At 65.3% G+C, this 14,815-nt stretch carries 12 protein-coding genes; 10 read left to right on the top strand and 2 right to left on the bottom strand.

All coding sequences use genetic code 11. The features are described from left to right. Positions 1–71 precede the first annotated feature (71 nt). The 4 genes from VIQ49_RS00900 to ilvD all read left to right on the top strand — a co-directional run bounded on the left by VIQ49_RS00900 (position 72) and on the right by ilvD (position 6,927). On the top strand, positions 72–1,373 hold the full coding sequence (locus VIQ49_RS00900; protein WP_331879950.1) for an MFS transporter: 1,302 nt from the start codon (positions 72–74) through the stop codon (positions 1,371–1,373). Positions 1,374–1,422: 49 nt separating this feature from the next. Then, the gene (locus VIQ49_RS00895; protein ID WP_331879949.1) at positions 1,423–2,073 is read left to right on the top strand and encodes a YoaK family protein; all 651 of its coding nucleotides are present in this window, start codon (positions 1,423–1,425) and stop codon (positions 2,071–2,073) included. 158 nt (positions 2,074–2,231) lie between these two features. Further along, positions 2,232–5,180 carry an excinuclease ABC subunit UvrA gene (uvrA, locus tag VIQ49_RS00890; RefSeq protein WP_331879947.1) on the top strand — a complete coding sequence of 983 codons (2,949 nt, stop codon included), beginning with the start codon at positions 2,232–2,234 and terminating at the stop codon, positions 5,178–5,180. 58 nt (positions 5,181–5,238) lie between these two features. Further along, the gene (ilvD, locus tag VIQ49_RS00885) at positions 5,239–6,927 is read left to right on the top strand and encodes a dihydroxy-acid dehydratase (RefSeq protein ID WP_331879946.1); all 1,689 of its coding nucleotides are present in this window, start codon (positions 5,239–5,241) and stop codon (positions 6,925–6,927) included. 81 nt (positions 6,928–7,008) lie between these two features. Here ilvD and VIQ49_RS00880 read toward each other — a convergent pair whose 3' ends face one another. After that, positions 7,009–7,359 (bottom strand): DUF1844 domain-containing protein, encoded by a 351-nt coding sequence (locus tag VIQ49_RS00880; RefSeq protein ID WP_331879944.1) that lies wholly within the window; start codon positions 7,357–7,359, stop codon positions 7,009–7,011. A gap of 361 nt (positions 7,360–7,720) precedes the next feature. Between VIQ49_RS00880 and infC the strand changes: the two genes are divergently transcribed. From infC to pheT, 6 genes are all read left to right on the top strand, one after another. Beyond that, on the top strand, positions 7,721–8,347 hold the full coding sequence (infC, locus tag VIQ49_RS00875) for a translation initiation factor IF-3 (protein WP_331879966.1): 627 nt from the start codon (positions 7,721–7,723) through the stop codon (positions 8,345–8,347). 37 nt (positions 8,348–8,384) lie between these two features. Further along, entirely contained in the window at positions 8,385–8,579 is a 195-nt protein-coding gene (gene rpmI, locus VIQ49_RS00870; RefSeq protein ID WP_331879942.1) for a 50S ribosomal protein L35, read from the top strand. A gap of 63 nt (positions 8,580–8,642) precedes the next feature. Then, entirely contained in the window at positions 8,643–9,023 is a 381-nt protein-coding gene (rplT, locus tag VIQ49_RS00865) for a 50S ribosomal protein L20 (protein WP_331879940.1), read from the top strand. Then, positions 9,023–9,862 (top strand): TrmH family RNA methyltransferase, encoded by an 840-nt coding sequence (locus VIQ49_RS00860; protein ID WP_414731548.1) that lies wholly within the window; start codon positions 9,023–9,025, stop codon positions 9,860–9,862. Before rplT ends, VIQ49_RS00860 begins: the two co-directional genes overlap by 1 nt. Positions 9,863–9,942: 80 nt before the next feature. Next, entirely contained in the window at positions 9,943–10,974 is a 1,032-nt protein-coding gene (pheS, locus tag VIQ49_RS00855) for a phenylalanine--tRNA ligase subunit alpha (RefSeq protein WP_331879938.1), read from the top strand. A gap of 33 nt (positions 10,975–11,007) precedes the next feature. Beyond that, positions 11,008–13,485, top strand: a complete 2,478-nt coding sequence (gene pheT, locus VIQ49_RS00850; protein ID WP_331879936.1) for a phenylalanine--tRNA ligase subunit beta — start codon at positions 11,008–11,010, stop codon at positions 13,483–13,485. 18 nt (positions 13,486–13,503) lie between these two features. Here pheT and VIQ49_RS00845 read toward each other — a convergent pair whose 3' ends face one another. Next, entirely contained in the window at positions 13,504–14,553 is a 1,050-nt protein-coding gene (locus tag VIQ49_RS00845) for a dihydrodipicolinate reductase (RefSeq protein WP_331879934.1), read from the bottom strand. Positions 14,554–14,815: the final 262 nt, after the last annotated feature.

Genomic DNA, 14,815 nt, shown 5'->3' with positions numbered 1-14,815 from the left:
GGCAGTTATTCTACAGATGATGTCATTTATGCCAGTGGTGTCTGAGGTGGCGGCTCGTCAGACTGTTTCGGGTGACGATCGTGAAGCGTTCCTCTGCCCGCACCCCCGGCCACCTCCATTGGGCCTGGGTGGTCGCTGCCGTCGCCTTCATCGCGCTGTTGGCCGCGGCCGGATTCCGCTCGGTTCCGAGCGTGATGATGGAACCGCTCAACTCCGAATTCGGCTGGTCTCACGGGACCGTCGGGCTCGCGATGTCGATAAACATGACGCTGTTCGGGTTGACCGCCCCCTTCGCCGCGGCCCTCATGGATCGTTACGGTGTCCGGCCGATCCTTGCCGGGGCGCTCAGCTTGATCGCCACCGGAACCGCGCTGAGTGTGTTCATGACCGAGAGCTGGCAGCTCATGCTGCTCTGGGGCGTGCTCGTCGGCATCGGGACCGGATCGATCTCGATGGGTTTCGTCGCGACGGTCGCCACCCGGTGGTTCGTCGAGAAACGCGGACTCGTGACCGGTGTCCTGACTGCGGCCAGCGCCACCGGTCAGCTGATCTTCCTGCCGTTGATCGCGGAGGTGACCACGCGTGCCGGGTGGCGGTGGGCGTCGATCATCGTGGCCGCATCCGCGCTCGCCGTGGTTCCGCTGGTCCTCGTGTTCATGCGTAACCACCCGTCCGACAAGGGTATCGGCCCCTACGGCGCCCCGCTGCAGGAAGCACCACCGGTTCCTGCGGGCGGCAGTTTCCGGAGCGCACTGGACGGGCTGGTGATCGGCGCGCGCACCCGGGTGTTCTGGTTTCTCGCGGGCAGCTTTGCGATCTGCGGCATGACAACCAACGGGCTCATCGGCACCCACTTCATCCCAGCGGCCCACGATCACGGCATGCCCACGACGGTCGCCGCGACCCTGCTCGCGACCATCGGCATCTTCGACGTCGCGGGCACGGTCTTCTCGGGTTGGCTCACCGACCGCGTCGATCCGCGCGTTCTGCTCGGCGTCTACTACGTCGGTCGCGGCATCTCGCTGATGACGTTGCCGGTGTTGCTGTCGCCACATGCCGAACCGAGCACCTGGGTGTTCATCATCTTCTACGGACTCGACTGGGTGGCGACGGTGCCACCGACCATCGCGCTGTGCCGGAGCTACTTCGGCGCGAACACGCCGGTGGTGTTCGGTTGGGTGTTCGCCTCCCATCAACTCGGTGCCGCGGTCGCGGCCTTTGGTGCCGGATATCTGCGCGATGAGCACGGCAGTTATGACGTGGCCTTCTACGTGGCTGCCGGGTTGTGCGTGGTCGCCGCAGCGATGTGTGTGAGCATCCGGAGGCCGGCCTCGGCCGACCCAGCCGAACCGAGACCCGTGGCGCATACTTGATCGCTATGTTCAGCTGCGGTCAGGAGTTGTTGGTTGTGACGGTGCGGATGTGAACACGATCGACCGCAATGAACTGGCGTTGGCGGCGGCGCTGACTGCGGTCGCCGGGTTCGTGGACGCGGTGGCGTTCATCCATCTCGGCGGCTACTTCATCTCGTTCATGAGCGGCAACACCACGCAGATGTCGTCGTCGTTCGTGGAGGGCATGACCTCGACCGCCCTGAGGTGCCTGTCGATCATCGGGCTGTTCGTGGTCGGGGTGATGGCCGGTTCGGTCATTCGACGGATCGCGGTGGGAGAGCGCGGGCGAACGGCGGTGTTGTGTTCGGTGACAACACTTCTCGGGGTGTCGGCGGTGTGTGCCGCCACCTGGTCCGGATTCGTGGCGCTGATGGTGGGCGCTGTGGCGATGGGCACACTCAATTCGGTCTTCGAGAAGTCGGGCGAGGTCTCGGTGGGCCTGACCTACATGACGGGGACCCTGGTGAAGGCGGCGCAGCGGTTGGTGGACGCCGCGTTCGGTGGACCGAGGTGGGTGTGGGCCCGCCATTTCCTGTTGTGGTCGGCGATGGCGGTCGGGGCGCTCGCCGGCGCCGGAGCCTACCGCGAACTCGACATGTCGGCGATGTGGCTGCCGTTTGTGATAGTCGCCTTGCTCACAGTCTGGGCGACGAGGATCACCGCAGGTCAGAAGGTTTGAACTGGGTCGGCCCGGGGTGCGATCCGCGCAGCTGATTTGCTGTCGCCGGTATCTTGTCAGTGGGTGCCTCTAGCATTGCCGGGTACGCCTCTGGCACACGCCCAACAGCCGATCAGTGATGGTTGGCAGACGCCTATTCGAACCCGATAAGGACCACAGTGGTTGATCGACTCATCGTGCGCGGAGCCCGCGAACACAATCTTCGCGGCGTCGACGTGGACCTCCCGCGCGACAGTTTGATCGTCTTCACCGGACTCTCGGGCTCCGGCAAGTCGAGTCTGGCATTCGACACGATCTTCGCCGAGGGCCAGCGCCGCTACGTCGAATCACTCTCCGCGTACGCCAGGCAGTTCCTCGGGCAGATGGACAAGCCCGACGTCGACTTCATCGAGGGATTGTCGCCCGCCGTCTCGATCGATCAGAAGTCGACCAACCGCAACCCGCGGTCGACGGTCGGCACCATCACCGAGGTCTATGACTACCTCCGCCTGCTGTACGCACGCGCGGGCAAGGCGCATTGCCCCGAGTGCGGTTCGGCCATCGAGAAGCAGACCCCGCAGCAGATCGTCGATCAGGTGCTGGCGATGGACGAGGGCATTCGGTTCCAGGTGCTGGCACCGGTGGTCCGGACTCGCAAGGGTGAATTCGTCGACCTGTTCGGCACCCTGCAGACGCAGGGATTCTCGCGCGCACGGATCGACGGTGTGGTCCATCCGCTGGCCGAGCCTCCGAAGCTCAAGAAGCAGGAGAAGCACGACATCGAGGTGGTCGTCGACCGTCTCTCGGTGAAGGCCTCGGCCAAGCAGCGTCTCACCGACTCGGTGGAGACGGCGCTGGGGCTGGCCGACGGTGTGATCGTGCTCGACTTCGTCGATCTCGAAGAAGACGATCCCGATCGCGAGCGCAGGTTCTCCGAGCGGATGGCCTGCCCCAACGGCCACCCCATCGCGATCGACGATCTCGAGCCGCGCTCGTTCTCGTTCAACTCGCCTTACGGCGCCTGCTCCGACTGCGACGGACTCGGTATCCGCAAGGAGGTCGACGAAGAGCTGGTCGTCCCGGATTCAGATCTGACGCTCGCCGAAGGTGCGATCGCGCCGTGGGCCGGCGGCCACAATGCCGACTACTTCCTGCGGCTGCTGTCCGGACTCGGAGACGCGATGGGCTTCGACACCGAGACCCCGTGGAAGAAGCTCCCGGCCAAGGCCCGCAAGGCAATTCTCACCGGTAGCGAACATCAGGTCCACGTGAAGTTCCGCAACCGGTACGGCCGCACGCGCTCGTACTACACCGAGTTCGAAGGCGTGATGTCTTTCCTGCACCGCCGGATGGAACAGACCGAGTCGGAACAGATGAAAGACCGCTACGAGGGGTACATGCGGGATATCCCGTGCCCCACGTGCAAGGGCGCGCGACTGCGTCCCGAGATCCTCGCCGTCACACTCGATCATCAGCGGTTCGGCGAGAAATCGATCGCCGAGGTCTGTGCATTGTCGGTGGCCGAATGCGCCGACTACCTCTCCGACCTCAAGCTCGGCAAGCGCGAGGAGGCCATCGCCGGACAGGTCCTCAAAGAGGTGCAGTCACGTATCCGATTCCTGCTCGACGTGGGCCTGGAATACCTGTCGCTGTCCCGCGCTGCAGGCTCGTTGTCCGGCGGTGAGGCGCAGCGTATCCGCCTGGCCACCCAGATCGGTTCCGGCCTGGCCGGTGTCCTCTACGTCCTCGACGAACCGTCGATCGGACTGCATCAACGCGACAACCGCCGGCTCATCGACACCCTGACCCGGCTGCGCGACCTGGGCAACACACTGATCGTCGTCGAGCACGACGAAGACACGATCAGGTCGGCCGACTGGATCGTCGACATCGGCCCGCACGCCGGTGAGCACGGTGGTCGGGTTGTGCACAGCGGCAGCTACCACGACCTGCTGAAAAACGAGGAATCCCTCACCGGCGCCTACCTGTCAGGGCGTTCGACGCTCGAGGTCCCGGCGATCCGGCGGCCGATCGACCGCAAGCGCCAGCTGACCGTGGTCGGGGCGCGTGAGCACAACCTCAAAGAGATCGACGTCGTGTTTCCGCTGGGCGTTCTCACCGCGGTCACCGGTGTCTCGGGATCGGGCAAGTCGACGCTCGTCAACGACATCCTGGCAACGGTGATGGCGAACAAGCTCAACGGCGCCCGTCAGGTGCCGGGGCGTCACACCCGCATCAACGGGATGGACAACCTGGACAAGCTGGTCCGGGTCGACCAGTCTCCGATCGGCCGTACCCCGCGATCGAACCCGGCCACCTACACCGGGGTGTTCGACAAGATCCGCACCCTGTTCGCCGCGACCACCGAGGCCAAGGTCCGTGGCTACCAGCCGGGACGATTCTCGTTCAACGTCAAGGGCGGCCGCGGCGAGGCCTGCTCGGGTGAGGGAACGATCAAGATCGAGATGAACTTCCTGCCCGACGTCTATGTTCCGTGCGAGGTCTGCCACGGCGCCCGGTACAACCGCGAAACCCTCGAGGTCCATTACAAGGGCAAGACCATCTCTGAGGTGCTCGACATGCCGATCGAGGTGGCGGCAGACTTCTTCGAGCCGATCACGTCGATCCACCGGTATCTCAAGACCCTCAACGAGGTCGGGCTGGGGTATGTCCGTCTCGGACAGCCCGCGACGACACTGTCCGGTGGCGAGGCGCAGCGCGTGAAACTGGCGGCCGAACTCCAGAAACGGTCGACCGGACGGACGGCCTACATTCTCGACGAACCCACCACAGGCCTGCACTTCGAGGACATCCGCAAGCTGATCAAAGTCATCAACGGCCTGGTCGACAAGGGCAACTCGGTCATCGTGATCGAGCACAACCTCGATGTCATCAAGACTGCCGACTGGGTCATCGACATGGGTCCGGAGGGCGGATCGGGCGGCGGCACCGTGGTCGTCGAGGGAACTCCGGAAGACGTGGCCGCCGTGCCACTGAGTCACACCGGCAAGTTCCTGGCCGAGATATTGAAGCCGACCAGCGCCGCGGCGCCGCCAGCTCGTAAAGCGGCCCCACGGAAGGCTGCCGCCAAGCAGACTGGACGTAAGAAGGCGGTCACCACAGGCTGATGGTGGTGTCCGGGAATGACGGGCCGACACCGGCCGACGACAACACCGAGGAGTTCCGATGGTCGACATGAAGCCGCGTAGCCGCACCGTCACCGATGGGATCAGTGCGGCTCCGAGTCGGGGCATGCTGCGTGCCGTCGGGATGGGCGACGAGGATTGGGGCAAGCCGCAGATCGGGATCGGCAGTTCCTGGAACGAGATCACCCCGTGCAATCTCTCGCTCGACCGGCTGGCGCAGGCCAGTAAGGAGGGCGTGCACGCCGGTGGCGGGTATCCGCTGGAGTTCGGCACCATCTCGGTGTCCGACGGCATCTCGATGGGCCACGAGGGCATGCATTTCTCACTGGTGTCGCGGGAGGTGATCGCGGACTCGGTGGAAACGGTGATGCAGGCCGAACGCCTCGACGGCTCGGTCCTGCTGGCCGGTTGTGACAAGTCGCTTCCCGGCATGCTGATGGCCGCCGCCCGTCTCGACCTCGCCTCGGTGTTCCTCTATGCGGGCACGATCGCGCCGGGCTGGGTCAAACTGGCCGATGGCACCGAACGCGACGTCACCCTGATCGACGCATTCGAGGCAGTCGGCGCGTGTCGCGCGGGCAAGATGTCCGAGGACGATCTGGGTCGCATCGAGCGGGCCATCTGTCCCGGGGAAGGCGCCTGCGGCGGGATGTACACCGCCAACACGATGGCATCGATCGCCGAGGCCCTGGGGATGAGCCTGCCGGGATCCGCGGCACCGCCGGCGGCCGATCGCCGACGGGACGCGTTCGCGCACCGGTCGGGGGAGGCCGTGGTCAATCTGTTGCGGCTGGGCATCACCGCCCGCGACATCATCACCAAACCTGCGCTCGAGAACGCGATCACCGTGACGATGGCTCTCGGCGGTTCCACCAACGCGGTGCTGCACCTGCTGGCCATCGCCAGCGAGGCCGAAGTGGATCTGCACCTCGACGACTTCAACCGCATCGGCGACCGCACGCCACACCTCGGCGACCTCAAGCCGTTCGGCCGGTATGTGATGAACGATTTCGACCGTCACGGCGGCATCCCGGTGATCATGAAGGCCTTGCTCGACGCCGATCTGCTCCACGGCGATGCCCTCACCGTCACCGGCAAGACCCTCGCCGAGAATCTCGACGAGATGGAGATCGGCCCGCTGGACGGGAAAGTCATTCGGGCACTGGACAATCCGATCCACAAGACCGGTGGGATCACCATCCTGCACGGCTCGTTGGCGCCAGAAGGTGCGGTGGTGAAGTCCGCCGGCTTCGACGCCGACACCTTTGAGGGCCCGGCCCGGGTATTCGAACGGGAGCAAGGAGCGTTGGCCGCCCTGGCCGACGGCGTGATCGAGAAGGGCGATGTGGTCGTCATCCGGTACGAGGGTCCCAAAGGCGGCCCCGGTATGCGGGAGATGCTGGCCATCACCGGCGCGATCAAAGGCGCAGGCCTGGGCAAGGACGTGTTGTTGCTCACCGACGGCCGGTTCTCCGGCGGAACCACCGGTCTGTGCATCGGCCACATCGCACCGGAAGCCTCCGACGGAGGACCGGTCGCGTTCATCCGCGACGGTGACCGCATCCGGGTCGACATCGCCGCCCGTACCCTCGACCTCCTCGTCGACGACGAGGAACTCGAGTCACGCAAACAGGACTGGCAGCCCCTCGACCACAAATATCAGCGGGGTGTGCTCTCCAAGTACGCGAAGCTGGTGCGCTCGGCCTCGGTAGGCGCCGTCACTCACTGACCCACCCCGGCACCCCGAAGATGTGCCCTTTTGGCGAACAAAAGCCCAGGTGAGCGCCGCCAAAAGGCCACATCATCGGGCTTAGTCGGCGACGGGACCGGTCTGTTTTTCGCCGGGCCCCTGGCCGGGCTCGTCGGGATGGGCACTGGCCTCACGGAACGCGAGTTGCAGGCTCTTGAGTCCGTCCCTCAGCGCGGAGGCGTGGATGCCCAGGTCGGCGACCGAGGACTGGATGAGGCCGGCGAGGGCGGTGATCAGCTTGCGGGCCTCATCGAGGTCGAGGTGGGGGCTCGCCGACGGATCTTGCTCGGACAGACCGAGCTTTTCGGCCGCGGCACTCATCAACATGACCGCAGCTCGGGTGATCACCTCGATGGCCGGGATTTCGGCCAGGTCGCGCACTTCGGGCTCGGAATTCAGGTTTTCCGTCATGGCTGTTAGACTTTCACCTACGACCGCCCTGGCTTACGCCGGGGTTGCAAGTGGAGTTCACACTCCCACCGCTCGACGTCGACGCCTTCGCAAGAAGCATCGCACGGTTGAACGGTCCGGTTTTGTCGTCGGAGAGCCCGCTGTGCGGAATATCTCCGGTGGCCTCTGCGTTGGAGGCTGTGATCGCTGGGATGCGATAGGTGACATGAACCGGTCGGTGTGGGCCCCGTCGATGAGCATCATCGATCCGGGGCCTTTTCGCTGAGGATCTGATTCACCAGTTGCTACCGCGGTCCAACCTGACTGAAAACGTCTGCCACGAGGAACCACCTCCGTTCGCGGACATAAATGAGGAGGCCCCATCAGCACTGAGACTCGTATCAATGAGCGCATCCGAGTACCCGAGGTCCGGCTTGTCGGCCCCAACTCGGAGCAGGTAGGCATCGTCCGCGTGGAGGATGCCCTGCGCTTGGCCATCGAGGCCGATCTCGATCTGGTCGAGGTTGCCCCGAATGCGCGTCCGCCGGTCTGCAAGATCATGGACTACGGCAAGTTCAAATACGAGGCGGCACAGAAGCAGCGCGAATCGCGTCGCAACCAGCAGATGACCGTCATCAAGGAGCAGAAGCTCCGCCCCAAGATCGACGACCACGATTACGAGACCAAAAAGGGTCACGTCATCCGCTTCCTCGAAGCCGGGTCGAAGGTCAAGGTGACGATCATGTTCCGTGGACGCGAGCAGTCGCGACCCGAACTTGGTTACCGACTGCTACAGCGTTTGGGCTCCGATGTAGGCGAGTACGGGTTCGTAGAGACCTCCGCCAAGCAGGATGGCCGCAACATGACGATGGTTCTGGCACCGCACAAGGGCGCCAAGACCAAAGCGCAAGCACAAGCTCAAGCACAGAAGTCGCATCCCCAGCCGGATGCACCCAGCAAGCCTGCGGCAGATTCGGGACCGGCTCCGGCCGCCAACCCCGAAGCCTGACCGGCTCCAGAGGCTTTCAGAAGAGAAAGGCATTCCCATGCCCAAGACCAAAACCCACAAGGGAACCGCGAAGCGTTTCAAGGTGACCGGTAGCGGCAAGATCGTCCGTCAGCGTGCGGGCCGTCGCCACCTGATGGAGCACAAGCCCACCAAGCAGACCCGTCGTCTCGATGGCACCGTCGTCGTCTCCGACAACGATGCTCCCCGCATCAAGCGCCTGCTGAAGATCTGACGCTCCCCACCAGACCACCCGCTGCCGGTTCCCGGCCGCCACATACTAAGAGGTAAATCAACAATGGCACGCGTAAAAAGGGCGGTAAACGCCCAGAAGAAGCGTCGTTCGACCCTGGAGGCTTCCAAGGGCTACCGCGGACAGCGTTCGCGTCTCTACCGCAAGGCCAAAGAGCAGCAGCTGCACTCGCTGACCTACGCCTACCGTGACCGTCGTGCCCGCAAGGGTGAGTTCCGCAAGCTGTGGATCGCGCGTATCAACGCTGCGGCGCGGGCCAATGACATCACCTACAACCGCTTCATCCAGGGTCTGAAGATCGCTGGTGTCGAGGTCGACCGCAAGATCCTCGCCGAGATCGCCGTCAGCGATCCCGAGGCCTTCACCGGTCTGGTCGCGGTTGCCAAGAAGGCACTGCCGGCTGACGTCAACGCCCCCGCAGCCTGATCGGCACTGACATAAACATCCCCGCGCCGGACGTTCTCACCGAACGTTCGGCGCGGGTTGTTTCATATGCAAAGCTGCACCGGTCCGCGGCGCGACGTAAGGCCGGGAGTTTCCTGGCCGAGGGCTTCAACGCGGTCGACGCAGCGGTCTCGACGCGGTGCGCGCAGACCCTGCTCGCCACCGACGATGCACTCGACCGGTACGCCGACCTGGTGCAGACCGCCGCGGCCGGTGGTGTCGAGGTCCTTCGCATCTCGGCAGGGGCCGCCGACAAGCTGGCCGAGACCATCACCAGCACCGGTTTGTTCGTGGTCTGCGACCTGGTCGACGTGCCGCTGTCCGAGATTCTGAGCAATACGCCGCGACTCCTCGCGGTGCCCGTGGAGATGACGGATCCGGGAAACGCCGGCACCCTCATCCGGACCGCGGATGCGATGGGCGCCGATGGCGTGATCCTGGCCGGCGACAGCGTCGATCCCCACAACGGGAAATGCGTCCGTTCGACCGCGGGCAGCGTGTTCCACGTACCCCTGGCCCGGGAGCGGAGCATCTCGGACGTCCTTGCTGCGCTTCGTGGCGCCGGTGTTGCCATCTGCGCCACCGCGGGTGATGCCGAGCTGAGCCTTCCCGAGGCGGGTGAGGTACTCGCCGGTCCCACCGCGTGGCTGTTCGGCAACGAGGCGCACGGATTGCCCGACGCGATCCTGGCGCAGGCCGATCACCGGATCTCCATTCCGATCCCGGGCCGTGCGGAGAGCCTGAACCTGGCCGCGGCAGCTGCGATCTGCCTGTATGCCAGCGCCGATGCCACTCGAGCGGTCGACTACCCTCTCAGTTGAGCCGGCCGGTTCCATCGACCGTGCCTCGCTCGAACAGGCATACATTCAAAAGTTTCACACGCAAGGGAGTCAACACAGCCGTGGCCGACGTCGACAGCCAGACATTGGCGACCGCAGTGGACGCTGCTGTCGCAGCATTTTCCGACGCGGTTGATCTGCCCGCCCTGGCAGCAGCCAAGACCGAGCATCTCGGCGACAAGTCGCCGATCGCTTTGGCACGCCGCGAACTCGGTGCGCTGCCGAAAGAGCAGAAGGCCGAGGCCGGCAAGCTGGTCAACGTTGCTCGTGGACAGGCGCAGAAGGCGTACGACGAGCGTCTGGCCGTTCTGACCGCCGAGCGCGACGCCGCGGTTCTGGTGGCCGAGGCCATTGACGTGACGCTGCCGACCGCCCGGCGGACCCAGGGCGCCCGCCACCCGATCACGGTGATCGGCGACCAGGTCGCCGACGTGTTCGTCGGTATGGGCTGGGAGATCGCCGAGGGTCCCGAGGTCGAGACCGAGCACTTCAACTTCGACGCGCTGAACTTCCTGCCGGATCACCCCGCGCGGTCGATGCAAGACACCTTCTACATCGCCCCGCCGGAATCGCGGCAGGTGCTCCGGACCCACACCTCGCCGGTCCAGGTGCGCGCCATGCTGTCTCGGGAGCTGCCGATCTACGTCGCCTGCCCGGGCCGGACGTTCCGCACCGACGAACTGGACGCCACCCACACTCCCGTGTTCCACCAGGTCGAAGGGCTCGCCGTGGACAAGGGGCTGACGATGGCGCACCTGCGGGGCACACTCGATCACTTCGCCAAGGCGTTGTTCGGCCCGGAGACGGTCACGCGGATGCGCCCGAGCTACTTCCCGTTCACCGAACCGTCCGCCGAGGTCGACGTCTGGTTCGCGGGCAAGAAGGGTGGCGCGGGCTGGGTCGAATGGGGCGGCTGCGGCATGGTCCATCCGAATGTGCTGCGCGCCAGTGGAATCGATCCGGACGTCTACTCGGGATTCGCGTTCGGCATGGGATTGGAACGCACCCTGCAGTTCCGCAACGATCTGCCCGACATGCGCGACATGGTCGAGGGCGACATCCGTTTCACGGTGCCTTTCGGTCCCGGCGCCTGAGTACGCAGAACAAACGAAAGAGCTGAGTTTCCAGTGCAATTAGCGCAGTCGTGGCTGACAGAGATCCTGCAACAGGGCACTCCCGGGTGGAGCAAGTCGTCCGCCGAGGTCGATGAGGCCTTTGTTCGCGTCGGGTTCGAGATCGAAGACATCACTCCGTTGCCGGAGGTCACCGGGCCGTTGGTGATCGGCCGGGTCACCAAGATCGAGGAGCTCACCGAGTTCAAGAAGCCGATCCGCTTCTGCCAGGTCGATGTGGGTGAGGACAAGGACCGCGACATTGTCTGCGGCGCAAGGAACTTCGCCGAAGGTGATCTGATTGTGGCGGCGCTGCCCGGTAGTGTCCTGCCCGGTGATTTCGCGATCGCCACCCGCAAGACCTACGGCAAGACGTCCGATGGCATGATCTGCTCGGTCACCGAGCTGGGTATCGGCAACGATCACAGCGGCATCCTGGTCCTGCCGCCGCAGATCGCGGCACCGGGCACCGATGCACGCGGAGTGCTCGGTCTCGACGACACGATCATCGACGTCAACGTCACCCCGGATCGCGGCTATGCGTTCTCGGCACGTGGGCTGTCCCGCGAACTCGCGTGCAGTTTCGACCTGCCGTTCGCGGATCCGGCAACGGCACCGACGCTGCGGACCAGCGCTGGTGACTCGGGTCCGGCCGTGCACCTCGACCCGGAGTCCGGCGCCACCCGCTATTGCGCGCTGGTGGTTCGCGGCATCGATCCGTCGGCACCGAGTCCGTGGTGGATGGTCAAGCGGCTGATGATGTCCGGTGTGCGGCCGATCTCGGCAGCGGTCGACATCACGAACTACGTCATGCTCGAATTGGGTCAGCCCCTGCATGCCTTCGATGCGACCAAGCTTTCCGGTGACATCCGGGTCCGGCGCGCGACCGCGGGGGAGAAGCTGACCACGCTCGACGACGTGGTGCGCGACCTCGATCCGGAAGATGTTGTCATCACCGACGACACCGGTCCGATCGCCCTGGCGGGAGTGATGGGTGGCGCTGCCACCGAGATCAACATCGCGAGCACCGATGTGTTGCTGGAATCGGCGACGTTCAACCCGGTCTCGGTGTTCCGCACCGCCAAGCGTCATCGCCTCACCAGTGAGGCCAGCAAGCGCTTCGAGCGAGTTGTCGACCCAGAGGTCACCCACATCGCGCTCCTGCGTGCTGCGTCCCTGCTGGCGGAGATCTGCGGTGGCACGGTCGATTCGACGTACACCGATGCCGGCGCGGTGGCGCCTGCGGTGACAGTGCTCATGGCGGAGCGAGCGCCGTCGGCAACAGCTGGAATCGACTATCCGGTCGGCACGGCGCGGCAGCGCCTCGTCCAGGTGGGATGCACGGTGGAGGCAGCTGGCGACATACTCACCGTCACCCCGCCCAGCTGGCGGCCCGATCTGCGGCTGAGCGCAGACCTCGTCGAAGAGGTGTTGCGTCTCGAGGGCTACGAGAACATCCCGACCCAACTGCCGACCGCCCCTGGCGGCCGTGGTCTGACGCCGCGCCAGCTCCGTCGCCGCAGCGTCGGACGCAGCCTTGCGTTGTCGGGTTACGCCGAGGTCCTGCCGTATCCGTTCATGCCGGCCGGTGTGTTCGATCTGTGGGATCTGCCCGCCGATGACCCGCGTCGGGCCACGGTGACGGTGCTCAATCCGCTCGAAGCCGATCGCCCCGAGCTGAACACCACGCTGCTGCCGGGCCTGCTCGAGATGGTCGGGCGCAATCTTGCTCGCGGCCAACGGGATCTGTCGATGTACACCATCGGCCAGGTGGTCTTGGGCGGTCAGAATGTACGCCCGATCGATGCGCTGCCGGTGGACCGGCGGCCCAGCGCGGAGCAGATCGCGGAGTTGGTCGAATCGCTTCCGGCGCAGCCGCTGCACGTTGCCGCTGTGTTGACGGGTCTGCGGGAACCCGCGGGGCCGTGGGGTAAGGGACGTGTTGCCGACACCACCGACGTGTTCGACGCCGCCTCGATCATCGGTCAGGCCGCGGGCGTCGAACTGACGCTGCGTTCGGCCGTACAGGTGCCGTGGCACCCCGGTCGTTGTGGCGAGATCGTCGCCGACGGCGTCGTGGTCGGGTGGGCCGGCGAATTGCATCCGGCAGTGCTGGAGCGTTTGCACCTGCCGCCGCGCGCGCTGGCCCTGGAGATCGACCTCGACGCGATTCCGGTGAGCAATGCGCTTGTCTCGCCACGGATCTCGCCGTATCCGCCGGTTCTGCAGGACCTCGCGGTGGTCGTTGATGCCGACGTGGCCGCCGAAGACGTCCGCGCCGCACTCGAGGCCGGCGCCGGTGAACTCCTCGAGAGCATCGCCGTGTTCGACGTCTTCACCGGCGAGCAGGTGGGCGAGGGCAAGAAGTCCCTCACCTTCTCGCTCCGCTTCCGGGCCGCCGACCGCACCCTCACCGAAGACGAGGCAACGGCCGCCCGCGACGCAGCGCTGGCAGCGGCGACGTCGGCGGTGGGCGCGCAGATGCGAAGCTGAGCCGCGCGCCCGGCGACGTCAGAGCGTCACCAAACCACGAGGCAGGGGCAATGGCAGGCTGGTGTACGTCGCGATCCCTGGTTCGGCGGCGACCACCTGCGGGATCGCATTGAGGGTCGGCATCGCCGTCGCGACCATTCCCAGCACCATGAAGTCGTTCAGGGTTTGGCCCTTGAAATCCTTCGGCGGCAAGACGTCGATGGCGGTACGGATACTCGGGCGGCCGTCGATCTCGACGAGATATGTGGGGCCGTCGATAGACCATTCCGGCTTGAGGGATTGTCCCTTGCGCCAGCGGAAGCGGAGTTCGACGATGCTTCGTCCGGCGACCTTCCCGTGCCAGCTGGCGGCGATCCCGGCAACACAGCCGGCGGAGATGCTCCACGAACCGAGGTCGATGTCCTGTGTCGTCTCGGCGTACTCCGCCTCGCAGACCACCTCATCGAACTCGACACCGAGGGCGTCCCCGAACAGGCGGACCGCGTCTTCGAAGATCGCGGTGCCCGCCCGTGTCAATTCGAACAGTTCGGGGTCATCGATCGGGCGACCGAAGCCGACCGGAATCTCGGTTGCGGGCGAGTCGTAGCCGCTGATGTCGGCGGTCTCGGTGACGGTGATCTTGTCGATCTGATCGCATCCGCTGGTCGACGCAATCGCGATGAAGTCGGCGAATCCGGGGTTGATGCCCGAACCGAAGACCGTGGCGCTGCCCTTTTCGCATGCCTCGATGATTCGGGCCCGACCGTCGCCGAGGGAATGTCCGGTGATGAATGACGCTGTCGTGACGATGTTCACGCCCGCCTCGAGAATCCGGACCATCTCATCGACGTTCACCCACATGGGGTTGTAGATGACGCAGTCCGGTTTCAGCGAGAGCAATTCGTCGATGTCGTCGGTCGCCGTGACCCCGGCAGGTGCGAGCCCGCACAGGGTTCCGGTGTCCTGGCCGACTTTCTCCGCCGCATAGGCGTAGCAACCGACGAGTTCGAAGTCGGGGTGCTTCACCACCGCTTCGACCGACTGCTTGCCGACATTGCCGGTTGTCCACTGCACCACGCGATATGTCATCGGAGTCTCTCCCACTGTCCTGGTCGTCGTTGACCCGGACGGGCTCCCGACGAGATCTCAGTTACCGCCGACCCGGGCGGGTCGGGTTACGGTAGTCCTTACGGTACTGCCGTCAGTAACTGGTCGAACCGAGTTTGCCCAAATCCGGGAATTTGATACCGGTGCGGGAGATCGTCTCAGCGGCAGGGGTGGTCGACGTCGGCGGTCGTGGCGACCGGGCCCGCCGCGACCGCCGACGTCGGCGCGGATCATCTCGTGGCGG

This window comes from Williamsia sp. (genome assembly GCF_036566845.1).
GTDB lineage: Bacteria > Actinomycetota > Actinomycetes > Mycobacteriales > Mycobacteriaceae > Williamsia.
Note: the sequence above shows the minus strand (reverse complement) of the source record. Positions and strands in the feature narration are given on the sequence as shown.